Annotated in this window: 20 protein-coding genes; 18 read left to right on the forward strand and 2 right to left on the reverse strand. The window is 35.9% G+C overall.

The features are described 5' to 3' along the window. Positions 1 to 29 precede the first annotated feature (29 nt). The 6 genes from yhaM (at position 30) to AC0L0O_RS28830 (ending at position 4,493) form a co-directional block, all read left to right on the forward strand. Positions 30 to 974, forward strand: coding sequence for a 3'-5' exoribonuclease YhaM (gene yhaM / locus AC0L0O_RS28805; RefSeq protein ID WP_000726642.1), 945 nt, complete (start codon positions 30 to 32; stop codon positions 972 to 974). 164 nt (positions 975 to 1,138) lie between these two features. Continuing rightward, positions 1,139 to 1,471 carry a DUF2185 domain-containing protein gene (locus AC0L0O_RS28810; RefSeq protein WP_000358288.1) on the forward strand — a complete coding sequence of 111 codons (333 nt, stop codon included), beginning with the start codon at positions 1,139 to 1,141 and terminating at the stop codon, positions 1,469 to 1,471. Between the two features lie 391 nt (positions 1,472 to 1,862). After that, positions 1,863 to 2,324, forward strand: a complete 462-nt coding sequence (locus AC0L0O_RS28815) for an Imm30 family immunity protein (RefSeq protein ID WP_000351978.1) — start codon at positions 1,863 to 1,865, stop codon at positions 2,322 to 2,324. A 317-nt stretch (positions 2,325 to 2,641) separates the two neighbouring features. Continuing rightward, the gene (locus AC0L0O_RS28820; RefSeq protein WP_000249932.1) at positions 2,642 to 3,643 is read left to right on the forward strand and encodes a WXG100 family type VII secretion target; all 1,002 of its coding nucleotides are present in this window, start codon (positions 2,642 to 2,644) and stop codon (positions 3,641 to 3,643) included. A gap of 19 nt (positions 3,644 to 3,662) precedes the next feature. Further along, the gene (locus AC0L0O_RS28825; protein WP_000974348.1) at positions 3,663 to 3,920 is read left to right on the forward strand and encodes a hypothetical protein; all 258 of its coding nucleotides are present in this window, start codon (positions 3,663 to 3,665) and stop codon (positions 3,918 to 3,920) included. A gap of 189 nt (positions 3,921 to 4,109) precedes the next feature. After that, positions 4,110 to 4,493, forward strand: coding sequence for a hypothetical protein (locus tag AC0L0O_RS28830; protein WP_000877276.1), 384 nt, complete (start codon positions 4,110 to 4,112; stop codon positions 4,491 to 4,493). 9 nt (positions 4,494 to 4,502) lie between these two features. On the opposite strand, the gene AC0L0O_RS28835 is transcribed toward AC0L0O_RS28830, so the two are convergent. Continuing rightward, on the reverse strand, positions 4,503 to 4,640 hold the full coding sequence (locus AC0L0O_RS28835) for an N-acetylmuramoyl-L-alanine amidase C-terminal domain-containing protein (RefSeq protein ID WP_374703494.1): 138 nt from the start codon (positions 4,638 to 4,640) through the stop codon (positions 4,503 to 4,505). A 345-nt stretch (positions 4,641 to 4,985) separates the two neighbouring features. Between AC0L0O_RS28835 and AC0L0O_RS28840 the strand changes: the two genes are divergently transcribed. From AC0L0O_RS28840 to glpD, 12 genes are all read left to right on the forward strand, one after another. Then, complete coding sequence (locus AC0L0O_RS28840; protein WP_000272960.1) at positions 4,986 to 5,930, forward strand: ring-cleaving dioxygenase; 945 nt, start codon at positions 4,986 to 4,988, stop codon at positions 5,928 to 5,930. 43 nt (positions 5,931 to 5,973) lie between these two features. Continuing rightward, entirely contained in the window at positions 5,974 to 6,951 is a 978-nt protein-coding gene (locus AC0L0O_RS28845; RefSeq protein ID WP_473786230.1) for a ring-cleaving dioxygenase, read from the forward strand. A gap of 166 nt (positions 6,952 to 7,117) precedes the next feature. Further along, on the forward strand, positions 7,118 to 8,206 hold the full coding sequence (locus AC0L0O_RS28850) for a response regulator aspartate phosphatase (protein WP_000500594.1): 1,089 nt from the start codon (positions 7,118 to 7,120) through the stop codon (positions 8,204 to 8,206). Continuing rightward, positions 8,206 to 8,409 (forward strand): hypothetical protein, encoded by a 204-nt coding sequence (locus tag AC0L0O_RS28855; RefSeq protein WP_000724994.1) that lies wholly within the window; start codon positions 8,206 to 8,208, stop codon positions 8,407 to 8,409. Before AC0L0O_RS28850 ends, AC0L0O_RS28855 begins: the two co-directional genes overlap by 1 nt. A 236-nt stretch (positions 8,410 to 8,645) precedes the next feature. Further along, positions 8,646 to 9,521, forward strand: a complete 876-nt coding sequence (locus tag AC0L0O_RS28860; protein WP_000919268.1) for an alpha/beta fold hydrolase — start codon at positions 8,646 to 8,648, stop codon at positions 9,519 to 9,521. 80 nt (positions 9,522 to 9,601) lie between these two features. After that, entirely contained in the window at positions 9,602 to 9,802 is a 201-nt protein-coding gene (locus tag AC0L0O_RS28865) for a sporulation YhaL family protein (protein ID WP_000449227.1), read from the forward strand. Positions 9,803 to 9,974: 172 nt separating this feature from the next. After that, entirely contained in the window at positions 9,975 to 10,826 is an 852-nt protein-coding gene (locus AC0L0O_RS28870) for a DUF2935 domain-containing protein (protein WP_473786231.1), read from the forward strand. Between the two features lie 359 nt (positions 10,827 to 11,185). Beyond that, the gene (locus tag AC0L0O_RS28875; protein WP_000577667.1) at positions 11,186 to 11,635 is read left to right on the forward strand and encodes a helix-turn-helix domain-containing protein; all 450 of its coding nucleotides are present in this window, start codon (positions 11,186 to 11,188) and stop codon (positions 11,633 to 11,635) included. A gap of 97 nt (positions 11,636 to 11,732) precedes the next feature. After that, positions 11,733 to 12,293, forward strand: a complete 561-nt coding sequence (gene glpP / locus AC0L0O_RS28880) for a glycerol uptake operon antiterminator GlpP (protein WP_000394287.1) — start codon at positions 11,733 to 11,735, stop codon at positions 12,291 to 12,293. Positions 12,294 to 12,521: 228 nt separating this feature from the next. After that, positions 12,522 to 13,343: a glycerol uptake facilitator protein GlpF gene (gene glpF / locus AC0L0O_RS28885; protein ID WP_001272189.1), complete on the forward strand. Its 822-nt coding sequence runs from the start codon at positions 12,522 to 12,524 to the stop codon at positions 13,341 to 13,343. 13 nt (positions 13,344 to 13,356) lie between these two features. Further along, positions 13,357 to 14,847 carry a glycerol kinase GlpK gene (gene glpK, locus AC0L0O_RS28890; protein ID WP_000759995.1) on the forward strand — a complete coding sequence of 497 codons (1,491 nt, stop codon included), beginning with the start codon at positions 13,357 to 13,359 and terminating at the stop codon, positions 14,845 to 14,847. A 133-nt stretch (positions 14,848 to 14,980) separates the two neighbouring features. Continuing rightward, complete coding sequence (glpD, locus tag AC0L0O_RS28895) at positions 14,981 to 16,663, forward strand: aerobic glycerol-3-phosphate dehydrogenase (protein WP_000672808.1); 1,683 nt, start codon at positions 14,981 to 14,983, stop codon at positions 16,661 to 16,663. Between the two features lie 269 nt (positions 16,664 to 16,932). Here glpD and AC0L0O_RS28900 read toward each other — a convergent pair. Next, a partial coding sequence (locus AC0L0O_RS28900) for an IS3 family transposase (RefSeq protein ID WP_134656395.1) occupies positions 16,933 to 17,029 on the reverse strand: 97 nt, incomplete at its 5' end.

Genomic DNA, 17,029 nt, shown 5'->3' on the forward strand with positions numbered 1-17,029 from the left:
AAAGTAACTGATTTGGTGGAGGAATTCGAATGAAAAAGAAAATTGCAGAGTATGAAGTTGGTGAACAAGTCGATGTTTTCTTGTTAATTAAAACAGCGACAAAAGGTATCGCAAGCAATGGAAAGCCATTTTTAACAGTAATCTTACAAGATCCAAGTGGAGATATTGAAGCGAAATTGTGGGACGTATCACCAGAAGTTGAGAAACAATATGTAGCGGAAACAATCGTGAAAGTGGCTGGTGACATTCTAAACTACAAAGGCCGTATTCAATTACGTGTGAAACAAATCCGTGTTGCGAATGAAAATGAAGTAACGGACATCTCAGATTTCGTAGAAAAAGCACCAGTGAAAAAAGAAGATATGGTTGAAAAAATTACGCAATACATATTTGAAATGAGAAACCCAAACATTCAACGTTTAACAAGACATTTATTAAATAAGCATCAAAACGAATTTTTAGACTATCCAGCAGCGACTAAGAACCATCATGAGTTCGTATCTGGACTAGCTTATCACGTCGTATCGATGCTTGATTTAGCGAAAGCTATCTCAAATCTATATCCATCATTAGATAAAGACTTACTATATGCAGGCGTTATTTTACATGACCTTGGTAAAGTAATTGAATTATCTGGCCCAATTTCTACAACGTATACGTTAGAAGGGAATTTACTAGGTCACATTTCAATTATGGTGAACGAAATTGGTAAAGCAGCAGACGAGCTACAAATCGATGCAGAAGAAGTATTAATTCTTCAACACATCGTCCTTTCTCACCACGGAAAAGCAGAATGGGGTAGCCCAAAACCACCATTAGTAAAAGAAGCAGAAATTCTGCACTACATCGATAACTTAGATGCAAAAATGAACATGATGGACCGCGCATTAGGACGCACAAAACCAGGCGAATACACAGAGCGTGTCTTTGCTCTTGATAATCGTTCGTTCTATAAACCGTCGTTCCATAATTAATAATGTGAATAAAGTGGCCTCATTAAGTGTTAATACGCTTAGTGGGGCTGTTTTTTTTGTTGAAAATTAAATGAAATAGTTAAAAGATAGTACAGGATTTTCAGCTATTGAATACGCTAGAAAATTCCCATATAGATCAAGTTTAATTGAAGGGGTGAGAAAATATGGATAAAAAAGAGCCTATTGAATTTATTGAAAAAGCTGGGGCCTGTATTGTTTCAAAAAATATAATAAATGAAACAGGAAAATTGAAATGGATATTGAGAGAGCAATCAATAGATGCGGTAGATAATGGTTGGAGATTTTTTTCAGAAATTGATGATGATAATTACATTAATAATCATGATAATTTAGTAGTATGTGATTTTAATACTGTAGCAAATATTGAACCGGCTATTCTGGGAATATACGAACTACCAATAGGTAGTGATTTACAATTAGTTTCTGAAAATGGAAAAATAAGATTTATTGATAATTTAACTGGTAAAGAAGTTTGATGAGGATACGAAAATCTAAAGACAACGAGGTAAAACGGTTCGAGGAGATGTAAATTTACCAAGTGTGAGTTTATTAAATATCTTCGAAAAGAATGTAAAATATTATAGTGAGCGAGGGACAAAGAGTAATATTAAGATATTTAATTGTAAGACAGAAGCATGTGAATACTTCTATACTAGTTTAATTCATATGTTAAAAGAAATGGGTGTAATTTAAACCTTAGCTTTCGTGATGCCTTAGCTCATGATATTTTGGATGCTCGAAGAATTTATATAAAAGATGGTTTACATACTGCTGAGATAAGAGAAGGTTTAAGAGAAGTTATTAAAAGAAACAAAGAGCTGTATCCGCATTTATTTGATAAATAAAACATGGAAAGGATGATTACCTTTGGATATTAAGAGTCATCTAAAAAGACTATATGATAATCGTTTATTAGAAAATGAAAATGAGATACGAGATTTTAATGAGTCATTAATGGAAGTAATAGAGTACAACGACGTCTCTGTTATTACAGATTTATGTTTAGTTTTAGATGATGAGACTGAGCAATTTGAGGTTATGTTTGGTTTAATTCATGGAATAGAGAGCTTATATAAAAATAATATAGAAGAAGGACTTGTATGTATTGCTAAAGCTGTTCCGAAGATGATTAACTCAGCAAAAGAATGGGTAGAAATTTTACATTATAGAATTCTTAATCACCCTCAAGTAAGATTAGCATATGGAAAAGTACTTTCGGAATTTGATCCATCAATTACGATTAGTATTAAAGAATTATTGATCGATATAAAAAATGAAGACCCTGATATGTTTAGTGAATCTGTTAATGAGGTAATTAAGAGCATCTAATGTTTAAAGTTGAAAAGATATAAAAGCACATAAGGCAAGTCAACAAGAAAATAACTTATTATTGTAGTGGAAAGAAAAAGAATAGGTTGTTTAAAAGTACATACTCGATGATGGTTGTAATTTAAACCTGAAATAAAAGGGCATTTCCGTTTTGGGATGCCCTTTTATTTTATTAGCGTAATTGCACACACATAGGTTGTATTTGCAATTAAGCAGATTTTATTTTATATACACATTATTATACTAATCTAAAGTTTCTGTATTTACATTTTTTTCTTTTTATCTCATAATTTTAATTGGGGAAAGGGAGGAAAGAAATGGTTCAAATCAAAGTAACACCTGAAATGCTAGAAGAAGTCGCAAATCGTGCAAGTAATACCAGAATCGCATTAGAATCTATACATAATAATTTATGTAATGAAATTGATCATTTGTGTTTTCAATGGATTGGTGCCTCTAATCAACAGTTCATTCAAATGTTCAATGATGCGCGACCAAAAGCTTTTACATCTATCAATTCACTTGTACAAGTAGAAGAAGATTTGAAACGAATCGCTGAAAAATTTCGCAATGCGGATGATCAAGATGTTACAATAGAAGAAGGTGCAATGTGTGGTAAACCATCTTCTGAAGAGAAAGGCTTTGATGGTAAAAAATTAGCTAGAGATATTGCCGGTGAAGTCAGTGGTGAATACGATGTTCGTCGTGCTTGGGATGGTATTGATCCATCTACTGGCGAAAAACTTTCCACTTGGGATAGAATCTTTGCTGGTGGAATGGCGGTAGCTGGTCTTACACCAGTTGGAAAGATTGCCAAAGTAGGAAAAGGTGTTAAAATGACTGCAAAGGCGGCTGAGGCTGCTAATACAGCTAAAAAAGCAACTAAAATGGATCGTTCAATGTATATTAATTCTGGTGGAAGAAACGGTAGTATTTCTGTAGATGAATGGCTTAGACGAGATGCCCATGCTGTAAAAACATATGAAGAAATTAGAAATTCAACTTCAGATATTCAGTCTATAGCTAAAAATACAGGCATACACGAAAGACATGTAAGTAGAGCTAAAGAACATGTCTTTCACAAAAAACATGATTTAGGAGAACAAGGATTTAATAGATTTGATCCTGATTATCCAATAGCTCAAGGATGGAAACGCCTTGAAAATGGTAATTTCTTGAAAGAAGACATGGATTTACTTCGGCATGAGATTTTTGAATCAAGATTTGAAGGCATTTTCAAAACAGATTACAAAACGGCTCATAAGGCAACTGTAAGGTCAGGCCGTCCTTGGGAAATACCTAATATAGATAAAGAATAAACAGAAGAGGAGATAAATTATGGCGATTCATATCACAATGAATAAAGAATTTGAAGATGAGGAAATAGTTGTATATCAATTTTATCCCTCAGAATATCCAGATAAAATCGGAAAAATGTATTTTCACAAAAAAGAACAAATGTTTCATGAAATAGATCCAGTTCCGGTAAAATCAGCTGCAACAAGTGAACATTACTTTCATTGCGCATGTAGTAGATTAATGAAATGCATCAAGAGTGGTGGAGAATTTTTGGAGGAAATGACATATGGAGTATAGCCAAACAAACAAGGATATAAAAAATCGGCTCAAATAAAGAGCCGGTTTCTTTTTTATACTGTTACTAGGTTAATAGACTTATACATAGACTTCTTTTACAGTAACATCTTTACCCTGCCAAAAAAAGTATTATTGAAACATAGATTATTAATCTATAAACCCTGCTGATTAATAATAAGAAGAAAAAATATGAAATACAGGGCATATGTAGAAAAAACCGATGAGCTAATCGATGAGGAAGTTACAATAAATATTAATGGTGTAGTATTCACAGGATTCTCCACTGTTTGTTCATATAAAATTGAAGAAGGAAAAAGTTATCCTGTTATTTTCGATATTACAGTTTTCGATAATATTGAAATAAACGAAGGAATAGAGGGAGTTAAAAGTTTAAAAAGAATTGATAATTCTTTTAAGTATCGTATTAGTGGAATATTAAATCGTGGTTTTATTGATGCAGGGATTATTATTACAGACGAAGATGAAATATTCCTTGAACGCAGTGAATACTTTAACAAGTATGTTGAAATAGAAGTTGATAGAATCAACATTGAATTTGTAAAAGGAGGCTAGTCTCTTATCTTACTTAAACTCATACCACCAACATCTATGATCAAGGTATCCTTTCAATCCATTAAGTTGCTCATCTGGTGTTTCATAGGGTGAGCAAGCTCCTGATTTGATGATGTTTTGTTTTGGTGATGGCGTTGCAACTTTAATCTAGATTGACGGTTCTTTTCTCCACTCATGTTTTTAAGATTTACTAAACCATTCTCCAGTCCAAAATGTTATGCAATAAAAAAATATCTCGAATTTGAGATAAATCTCTTGCTTTTTAATCACTTGAGGTGTAAAGTGATAGTAACGAAAGCGATTGAGTCATATGAAAAACATACACTCACTTGCTTTCGACTTACAAAACAAAGTAACTTATTCAGTAAAAACTAAGATGAATTTACAAAAACATAATGAGAATAAATTGAAACGCTAAAAACCATATTAGTTGTGGGAAATGTTATTTTTTAGTTATCACTTGACTAGTAAAACGAAACGGAGGAATTACCAATGTATGAAATTAAAGGGCATCATCACATTTCAATGGTTACGAAAAATGCAAATGAAAATAATCACTTTTATAAAAATGTACTTGGTTTACGTCGTGTGAAAATGACAGTAAACCAAGATGATCCGTCAATGTATCACTTATTTTACGGAGATAAAACAGGAAGTCCGGGTACAGAATTATCATTTTTTGAAATTCCTTTAGTAGGGAAAACGTACCGCGGTACAAATGCCATTACTCGAATTGGATTACTCGTTCCTTCCGAGGATAGCTTGCATTACTGGAAAGAACGATTTGAGAAATTTGATGTGAAACATAGTGAAATAACAACATACGCAAATCGTCCTGCTTTGCAATTTGAGGATGCTGAAGGTCTTCGCTTAGTACTACTCGTTTCAAATGGAGAAAAAGTGGAGCACTGGGAAACTTGGGAGAAATCAGAAGTTCCTGCAGAGCATCAAATTCAAGGAATGGGTTCTGTGGAAATGACAGTTCGTAGACTTGATAAAATGGCAAGTACACTTACAGAGATGTTCGGTTATACAGAGGTTAGCCGCAGTGAAGAGGAAGCGATTTTTCAATCCATTAAAGGAGAGGCTTTTGGAGAAATCGTTGTGAAATATTTAGATGGTCCTACTGAAAAACCGGGCCGCGGTAGCATTCACCACCTAGCAATTCGTGTGAAAAACGATACAGAGCTTGCTTATTGGGAAGAACAGGTGATACAAAGAGGCTTCCAGTCTTCAGGAATCATCGACCGTTTCTATTTTAAAAGCTTATATTTCCGCGAATCAAACGGAATCCTATTTGAAATTGCGACAGATGGACCAGGATTTACAGTTGATGGAGATGTGGAACATTTAGGAGAAAAACTTGATTTACCACCGTTCTTAGAAGATCAGCGTGCAGAGATTGAAGCGAATTTAGCACCTATTGAAGAGAAGTAATAGAAGAGAAAATATAATTTTAAAACCATTGGAGGAATATAAAATGAACCAATTAAAAGGAATTCACCACGTTACAGCGATTACAAGTAGTGCAGAAAAGAACTATGAGTTTTTCACTCACGTTTTAGGAATGCGTTTAGTTAAAAAAACAGTAAACCAAGATGACATTCAAACGTATCATTTATTCTTTGCAGATGATAAAGGTAGTGCAGGAACAGACATGACATTCTTTGACTTCCCAGGTATTCCAAAAGGAGTACACGGTACAAATGAAATTTCAAAAACGTCATTCCGTGTTCCAACTGATGCAGCGTTAGCATATTGGGTGAAACGTTTTGACCGCCTGGAAGTCGAACATACAGGAATTAAAGAGCAATTTGGTAAGAAAACTCTATCTTTCGTTGATTTCGATGATCAACACTATCAATTAATTTCTGATGAATTAGATAAAGGAATTGAATCAGGTACACCATGGCAAAACGGACCAGTTCCATTAGAATATGCAATCACTGGTTTAGGTCCTGTATTTATCCGCATTGCAAACTTTAGCTTCTTCAAAGAAGTATTAGAAAAAGCTCTATTATTTAAAGAGGTTGCGCAAGAAGGAGAATTCTATTTATTTGAAGTGAATGAAGGTGGAAACGGTGCATCTGTTATTGTAGAACATAATACGGTTCTTCCAGAAGCACGACAAGGTTTTGGTACGGTTCACCATGCTGCATTCCGCGTAGAAGATCGCGCTGTATTAGAAGAATGGATTGAGAGAATCAGTAGCGTAGGGCTTCCTTCATCTGGTTATGTAGACCGTCACTTCTTCGAATCGTTATATGCAAGAGTTGCACCACAAATCTTATTTGAATTTGCAACAGACGGTCCAGGATTTATGGGAGATGAGCCATACGAAACACTTGGCGAAAAATTATCTTTACCTCCATTCCTAGAGCCAAAACGTGAAGAAATCGAAAAATTAGTTCGTCCAATTGATACAGTAAGAAGCACGAAGGAATTTATTAAAGAGTAAAAGTAGAGCAAGTAGTTTTAGCGGAGTGCTGGAACTGCTTGCTTTTTTATTTATTCTAGTGAGTTTTCTGATAATTGTTTTTCAATGCATAGAAAAGGAGTGGTAATATACAATTTTGATAATTGTATAAAAATACTAATTTTGGAGAAAAGGGGATGCGGAGTGTATGGGAGCAGATGTAGTAACGCGGGAGCAAATGAAACATTCTTTAGATGATTGGTATCGTGTAATGTTGCAGCAAAATATAGAGAAAGCTACGGAAATGAAAGAGGAAATTGAAAGTAAGATTAGTGGGTTGGATGTGGATCAGGAGGTATTGCTTTATCATACATTATTGAATTTTAGATATGATGCATTAGTTGATTGGATTGGGGTTAGAGAAGATAGTTTTGATAAAGTGGAATCTTTCGAAATTCCAACAGAGGGCTTTTTAGCTTATTATTATCACTTCTTTAAAGGGTTTCATTGTACATTAATTTCAAATTATAACGAAGCGAAAGAACAGTATGAGCAAGCTGAGAAGTTATTAAAATATATTGCAGATCCGATAGAGCATGCGGAGTTTAATTATCGGATGGGGAATTTCTATTATCATTCTTATCAACAAATCAATGCGATTGATTATTTGAAAAAGGCAAAAGAAGATTTTAAGAAGCAACCAGGATATGAGATTAATTTGGCTTTATGTGAGAATATATTGGGATTATGCTATGTTGATTTAAATCAATTTGAGTTAGCAGAGGAAATATTTAATCATTCACTAAATATTTTTCAACAAATTGACCATGAAAAATATATTTTAATGGTTAGAAATAACTTAGGGTTGCTATATGCAAATCAGAATTTATCAGAATTAGCAATTCGGCATTTATCCGAAGTAACAAAGAAAGCCCCTAATCATTTTAGAGCACTGTACTTGGAAGCTGATGAATATTTAAAAATAAATGAATTTGAAACAGCGAGTGTCATCATAAGTAAAGGATTACATATTTGTAATCAGTTGAAGAATCAAGAATATCAATACCGATTCATGGTTTTAAATGTAATGAATACAAATGTTGATGCATTAGAGGAGGCTGTTATAGCGGGAGTTTCTTACTTTGAAAGAGAAGAGTTGTTTGACTGTATTCAGGAATATACAGAACGCTTAGCAGATAAATTTTATAATATAAACAATCATGAAAAGGCTAGTAAATATTATCGCATGAGTAATGAATCAAGGAAAAAACAGGTGGCAAAAGGGGCGTTAAAATAATGAAAAAAATTGTATTAGCATTAATTGGATTTGCATTTACTTTTTCAGTTTTAGGTTCCCACGATTTTAATGCTATTGCTCTTAATAAGGGAGACACAGGCGGAGCGCCGGCAAGACCAGACTATGTTAGCTTTAATAAGGGAGACACGGGTGGAGCACCAGCAGATAATAGAGGAGACGGCGGCGGAGTAAGCCAACTATAATAACAAAGAAAGGGACTTCAACATGAAGTCCCTTTTTCTATTTTTAGACCATGTAGAGAAAAGAATTGACTTACTTTAAATATGTAACTATAATAGTTACAAAATAACCATTAGTAATAGAAATGAGTTATATTTTTTTAGTGCAATTGTAACTATAGTAGTTACAATTAAAATTAATTATAAAACAACCAAAAAATGTAAAAACTTTAAATAACAATTTGAGAAAGGAGACGGGAATGTTGAAACGGTTTAAGTTTTATATGACTAGCGGTATTGTGCTCGTTTTGCTTATCGTATGTAACTTCGTTGATAAGCCGATTGCGAAGGTTGGAGAAGTGAAAGATACTGTTATGATGAAGCTGAATACGAAAGAGAGTATGGCGCAAATTGACGGGCAGACGATTTATTTTAAGAAAATTGGTGAGGGGAAGCCTCCTTTACTTATGCTGCACGGGTTTGGTGGTTCTTCAGATGGTTTTAGTGATATTTATCCGGAACTAGCGCGGGACCATACGATTATTGCGGTGGATATTTTAGGGTTTGGGCGTTCTTCTAAGCCAGTTGATTTTGAGTATTCGTTTCCTGCGCAAGTGAATTTATATTATAAGTTAATGAAGAAGCTCGGATACGATCAGTTTGCGGTGCTCGGTCATTCAATGGGCGGAGAGATGTCCCTCAATTTAGCGTATTTATATCCGGACGCAGTGACGCATCTCATTTTAGCCGACTCTACAGGAATTGAATCTTTCCAGCAAAAAGAAAGTTATGAAGTGCCGCCACTATCGACAGACTTACAAACGGTAACAGAGATTACGGATTACAATAAAAATGAAGTGAAAAATAGTCGCGATGATAAAGGGCATTATGATCAGCTGACGAAAATGAGAGAGCGCCGCATTGCGATGGAAGCCGATAAAATTAAGGTGCCGACTTTAATTATATGGGGACGACACGATAAGAGCGTTTCTTGGAAAAATGGTGAACTGTATCATGGGCTATTTGCGAATAGCACGTTCCATATTATTGAAAAAGGATACCATGCACCGTTTCGCCAGGAACCAATCGAGTTTATGGAATATGTACAAGCGTTCTTCGCGAAGAATCCACAATGATAAAATTTTAAGCATAAATGTACTTCTTTCCTCATACAGTGAAACTAATAAGGCTTGTCTAAGGAAAGGAATGAAGTAGAGTGGAAACTTTACCATGGTGGGTGTATCTTGTAATCGTTGGGATCGTATTAAGTGGCTACATGGTTTTATATACTTCGAAAAAAGAGCAAGAGATGGATAATGAGTTTATTGAAAAAGAAGGCGAAGTGTATATGAAGCGTTTAGCAGAGGAACGCGAGAAACGTAATCAGGATAGTGATAAAGATTCTGTATTGCTTTAATAGAAATGTTGAAAGGCTATTATCTAGTAGAAGTTTACATCTAGGTGGTAGCCTTTTTCTTTTTTGGGAAGCATGTATACGAAATTCATTATGAACTTTTATTGAGGGCATTTATATATATGTTTCTTCATAAGAATGGAACTAGCGGGGTATTTTATTGGGGGGATTAACAATGCATAGGGATGAAACTTCATTACATCCGGATACAGGTGTTACATCTGTAATGTTTGTTGAGCGTTCATTAAATGAAATTCGTTTTTGGTCTAGAATCATGAAGGAGCATTCTCTTTTTCTTCGCTTAGGGTTTAGATGCGAGGATACGCAACTAATTGAAGAGGCGAATCAATTTTATCGATTGTTTGAACATATTGAACAAATAGCGCATTCCTACACAAATGAAACAGATCCTGAGCAAATCAAAAGATTTAATGCAGAAGTACAACAAGCCGCAACTAATATTTGGGGGTTTAAACGAAAAATTTTAGGGTTGATTCTCACATGTAAATTGCCAGGACAAAATAACTTTCCGCTGTTAGTTGACCATACGAGTAGGGAAGCTGATTATTTTAGAAAACGTTTAATGGAATTAAATGAAGGGAAATTAGATGCCCTTCCTGATGCTATTATTAAAGAAAATGTTTTCTTTTTGAGGATTATGGCAGACCATGCTAAATTTATTGGTCATCTTCTTGATCCATCGGAAAGAAAGCTTGTAGATACAGCTCGGAATTTTAGCAATGATTTTGATGCATTAATGTATCAAGCAATTGACTTAGAATCAATGAAACCACAATCCCAAACAGTCCCTCTTTTAGATCAATTTTTAGATCAAAATCGTGTGTCGGTTGTATCTCTTCGGGACTTTAAGAAAACAGCACGTGATTTAATTGAGCAATGTAAAATAAAGAGTATCATTCATCCATTATTAGCAGACCACGTTTTCCGTGAAGCTGATAGATTTCTTGAAATCATTGATATGTATGATGTTCATCTTACAAATATTCAATCACAACCTAGATATTAGAAGGTAAGGAAAGATACTATTTTGCTTTCAGTTGAGAAGTTAACAATTTATTGTTAGCTTCTTTTCTTTTTAATGAAAAGTTTTGAAAATGAAACTTTACGTTATTCTTTCTGGAGACTGATAAGAAAGGATAGCGTATTTTTTATGCCCCATTTAGTCTTTATTCGTATTAATTCTTTGTATTATTGTTCGGGAAATTATTATAGAAGAAAAATATCTGAAACCTACATCGTATAGCACATGAAATAGCACCATTATAAGCTGTAACGCACAAGTTGCACAGGCTACGCAACGACAACTCGCTTTACTCTACATCATGTATTTGTCCATACTAGATGTAGAGAGGTGATAAACACAGTATGATTTTTAGTGAACGCTTAAAAGAAGAACGAGAAAAACGAAATTGGTCGCAAAGTGATTTGGCTGAAAAAATTCATGTAAGTAGGCAGTCTGTTTCGAAATGGGAGACGGGAAAGAACTATCCGAGCATTGAAATTATTATTCATTTAAGCGATCTGTTCGGTATTACGATTGATGAATTGCTAAGGAGCGATGAAGAATTGACGCAAAAAGTAATTGAAGATAGTAAGCAATTAGCGTATCCAAAATGGAAGGTGTTTTTTGATAGTTTATTTATGGTCGGGGTATTTTTGTTTCTTACAAAAATAGTTGTATGGACATTAAATAAGTTTGCAGGAACGAGCATTACAATTTTAGCGGATGCACCATATGTAATGAGTTTTTTACCTTTCATATTAATGGTTATAGGTGGCACTGCTTCTGATAAGTTGAAGAAAATATATAAATAGAGGAAAGATTTGAAAGAAATCCCCTACACTAGCTGTTCTTTTCACTCAAATTGTGTACTATAAAGGATAGGATGACATAAAGAAGGGGACATTTAGAATGGAATTTCATGAACAAAAGATTTTGCCGGCAGTAAGGCAAATTAAAGATTTGGAAAAGCTATTACATAGTTCGTATGAGTATATCGTTATTTTAGATATTCATGTCGGTCAATTGAAGAGTGTTATATCACTTGCGAAGCAATATTGTAAAAAGGTGTTTTTACATGTGGATTTGATCCATGGATTGCAGAGTGATGGGCATGCGACGGAGTATTTATGTCAGGAGTTTAGACCGTACGGGTTACTTTCAACAAAGGCGAGCGTAATTATGAAGGCGAAGCAAAAAGGTGTTGTGGCAATTCAGCGTATCTTTTTAATCGATTCGAGTGCAATGGAGAAGAGTTGCAATCTTTTAGAAAAGACGAAGCCAGATTATATAGAGGTGCTTCCGGGAGCGTTAACGGATGTGATCGCTGAAGTGAAAGAGCGTACTGGTGTACCGATTTTAGCGGGTGGTTTTATTCGTACTGTTGATGATGTAGAGAGAGCTTTAAATGCTGGTGCGACAGCAATTACGACATCAAAACGTGAACTATGGAAACATTACCAAAAAAAGTGACGAAAATGTGAAATAATTCTGTTGACACCGCTTTCATTAACGGTTAACATTATAGACAAGTTAATAAACGTGACGGAGAAAAGTAGAGATCCACATTTCATTGTTTCTATATAAATTTATATAGAAGCGTGCAAAGCTGTGGGTCTTTTTCTTTTGACAAAAACGAATGGCCATTCATTTTACCTCTATCACATTTGAAAGCGTTTAAATTGATTGTGGAGGGATACTATGTCAGCATTTTTAGGAGAGTTAATAGGGACTGCGTTGTTAATCGTACTTGGTGGCGGCGTTTGTGCTGGGGTAAGTTTAAAGAAGTCGTTTGCGAAAGATTCTGGTTGGATTGTTATTACAATGGGCTGGGGCTTAGCGGTAGCGGTTGCAGCGTACGCGGTTGGATCAATTAGTGGGGCACATTTGAATCCAGCTTTGACGATAGGATTAGCATTTAAGGGAGCGTTCCCATGGGGTGACGTACCTGGTTATATCGCAGCACAAATGATTGGGGCAATTATCGGGGCAGTTATCGTATATTTACATTACTTACCACACTGGAAAGAAACAGAAGATCCAGGAACAAAGTTAGGTGTATTTGCAACAGGTCCAGCAATTCCGAACACATTTGCAAACCTTTTAAGTGAAATGATTGGGACATTCGTTTTAGTATTTGGTATATTAGCAATTGGTGCAAATAAATTTGCAGATGGATTAAATCCATTTATCGTAGGTTTCTTAATTGTAAGTATTGGTTTATCATTAGGTGGAACGACAGGATATGCAATCAACCCAGCACGTGATTTAGGTCCGCGTATCGCGCACTTCCTCCTTCCGATTGCAGGAAAAGGCGGTTCAAACTGGAAGTATGCATGGATTCCAGTAGTAGGTCCGATTTTAGGTGGATCACTTGCAGGATTATTCCATCAAGTTGTATTTGAAGGAAAACAAAATGCAGCACTTATTTATGTAATTATTGCAACTGTGATTGTACTAGCAATCTCTTATATGACAAGCAAAAAAAGTGGAAGCAATACAAATAGTAGAAAAGTAGCATAAGGGGGAAACCATTATGAAAAAATATATTCTTTCATTAGACCAAGGAACAACTAGCTCACGCGCAATTCTTTTCAATAAAAAAGGTGAAATTGTTCATTCAGCTCAAAAAGAATTTACACAACATTTTCCAAAGCCAGGCTGGGTAGAGCATAACGCGCAAGAAATTTGGGGATCTATTTTAGCGGTTATCGCAACTTGCTTAAGCGAAGCTGATGTAAAGCCAGAACAAATCGCTGGTATCGGTATTACGAACCAACGTGAAACAGCGGTTGTATGGGATAAAACGACTGGTAAACCAATTTATAACGCAATTGTATGGCAATCTCGCCAAACAGCTGAAATTTGTGATGAGTTAAAAGAAAAAGGTTATAGCGAAATGGTTCGCGAAAAAACAGGTCTTTTAATTGACGCATACTTCTCTGGTACGAAAGTAAAATGGATTTTAGATAACGTTGAAGGTGCAAGAGAGAAAGCAGAAAACGGCGATCTATTATTCGGAACAATTGATACGTGGCTTGTATGGAAACTATCTGGTGGTAAAGCGCACGTAACGGATTACTCAAATGCGTCACGTACATTAATGTTTAACATTCACGACTTACAGTGGGATGATGAACTTCTAGACATGTTAACAGTACCAAAGAGCATGCTTCCAGAAGTACGTCCATCATCTGAAGTGTATGGAGAAACAATTGACTATCACTTCTTCGGTCAAAATGTACCGATTGCAGGTGTAGCTGGTGATCAACAAGCGGCATTATTTGGACAAGCTTGTTTCGGTGAAGGTATGGCGAAAAATACTTACGGAACTGGTTGCTTCATGTTAATGAATACTGGTGAAAAAGCAGTAGCTTCTGAGCACGGCCTATTAACAACAATTGCATGGGGAATAGATGGTAAAGTAAACTACGCATTAGAAGGAAGTATTTTCGTAGCGGGTTCTGCAATTCAGTGGTTACGTGACGGAATGCGCATGTTTAAAGATGCAAGTGAGAGTGAAGTATATGCTTCTCGTGTTGAATCAACTGACGGTGTATACGTTGTACCAGCATTCGTAGGATTAGGTACGCCTTACTGGGATAGTGAAGTACGCGGCGCTATGTTTGGTGTAACGCGCGGTACGACGAAAGAACACTTCATTCGTGCAACATTAGAATCTTTAGCTTACCAAACAAAAGACGTATTATGCGCAATGGAAGCAGATTCAGGTATTGAACTAAAAACATTACGCGTTGATGGCGGAGCAGTTAAAAATAACTTCTTAATGAAGTTCCAAAGTGATATTTTAGACGTTCCTGTAGAGCGTCCAGTGATCAATGAAACAACAGCTTTAGGTGCAGCGTACTTAGCTGGTCTTGCGGTTGGATATTGGAAAAACCAAGATGAAATTAAAGAACAGTGGCATATGGACAAACGCTTTGAGCCAACGATGGAAGCGGAAACAAGCGAAGAGCTATATGCTGGATGGAAAAAAGCAATTGAAGCAACAAAAGCTTTCAAATAATCATAAACAGTGTTATAATGGTGACAAGTTAATAATTCGGTAGGAGATTTGGAGAGACCACAACACGCTATAGAGGCGAAATCTATAGCGGAGTTTGTGGTCTCTTTTTTCGTTATCAAAGGGAGGAATTACCATGAAATTTTCAAGTAAACAACGTAAAGACGTATTAAACGGAGTAAATAAACAAGAATTAGATGTGATCGTAATTGGTGGAGGTATTACTGGTTCTGGTATTGCATTAGATGGAGCAACACGCGGGTTATCAACAATTGTGTTTGAAATGCAGGACTTTGCAGCAGGTACATCAAGTCGTTCAACGAAGCTTGTACACGGTGGTCTACGTTATTTAAAACAACTTGAAGTGAAAATGGTAGCAGAGGTGGGTAAAGAGCGTGCGATCGTATATGAGAACGGTCCCCATGTAACAACACCAGAGTGGATGTTACTTCCGTTCCATACAGGAGGTACGTTCGGATCATTTAGTACATCAATTGGTCTTCGTGTATACGACTTCTTAGCAGGTGTAAAACGAAGCGAGCGCAGAAAAATGTTTAACCGTGAAGAAACGCTGAAGAAAGAGCCTCTTGTAAAACAAGAAGGATTAAAAGGCGGCGGTTACTACGTAGAATATCGTACAGACGATGCGCGTCTTACAATTGAAGTAATGAAAGAAGCAATTGAGCACGGCGCAAAAGCTGTTAACTACGCAAAAGTAGATAGTTTCTTATATAAAGATGGAAAAGTATGTGGTGTACGTGTAATCGATTTACTAGACGGAGAAGTATACGAAGTTTACGGTAAGAAAATTGTAAACGCAGCTGGCCCTTGGGTAGATACACTTCGTGAAAAAGATAACTCGAAAAAAGGAAAAGTACTTCAGTTATCAAAAGGTGTTCACTTAGTAATTGATCAAAAACGTTTCCCATTAGGTCAAGCGATTTACTTCGATACACCAGATAAACGTATGGTATTCGCGATTCCGCGCGGAGGAAAAACATATGTAGGTACAACAGATACGTTCTATGATAAAGACGCAGCTGTACCACAAATGACAACAGAAGATCGCACATACATCATTAATGCGATTAACTACATGTTCCCAAGCGTAAAAATTACGGAAAAAGACATCGAATCAAGCTGGGCTGGTGTACGTCCGTTAATTTACGAAGAAGGTAAGAGTGCATCTGAAATTTCTCGTAAAGATGAAATTTGGACTTCTGAATCTGGTTTAATTACAATCGCTGGTGGTAAATTAACAGGATACCGCAAAATGGCTGAAATGGTAGTAGACTACGTAACGAACTTACTACAAAAAGAAGGCCATAGTGCATATCCGAAGAGCTCAACGAAACATATGCCAATCTCTGGTGGACATGTAGATGGCTCTAAAGGATTACCAGCATTTATCGCGAAAAAAGCAGGTGAAGGTACGAAATACGGTTTAACAACAGCACAAGCAGAAGAATTCGCGAAATTCTACGGCTCTAACGTTGACGTACTATTTGACCTAGCGAAAAAACATAAAGACGAAGCGAAAGAATATAACATGCCGCTAGACGTTCTAATCCCACTTGTATACGCAATGGATTACGAAATGACAGCAAAACCAGTCGACTTCTTCGTACGCCGCAGAGGCGCTGTATTCTTCAACATCCACTGGGTATACGAGTGGAAAGAAGCAGTAATCAACTACATGGCTGCGAAACTAGGCTGGAGCAAAGAAGAACAAATGAAATACACAGCTGAATTAGAGAAAGCATTAACAGACGCTGTCATTCCTGTAGATCAACAAGAGCAGGCAGCTGCGTTAGCATAAAAAGAGAAACACCTGAAGGCGAGCCCTTTAGGTGTTTTTTCTCTTGACTAAAAATAATTAGAATGTGTTACAATGATGATAGAGTATGTAGTATGAGTTTTGCATAAAATAAAGAAGACAGAAGCCTGAGAAACTTCTGCCTTTGTAACCTAACTTGCTATTGTGGTGGTAGTAGGTGCGGTTATAAGACAATTACATTAACGTTTTAGCCGAGAACCGCCCTTACCTTTTCCACGAAGTGAACTGGACCCGAAAAGTTAGACATATATTTAAGCAGCTAATAAGGATTGAATTCTGTATTTTACAGGAGGCAATCCTTTTAATTTTGCCTTAATCCTTTTATTATTGTAATAATAAATATAATTC

The organism is Bacillus sp. GS3m_15504 (genome assembly GCF_055825275.1).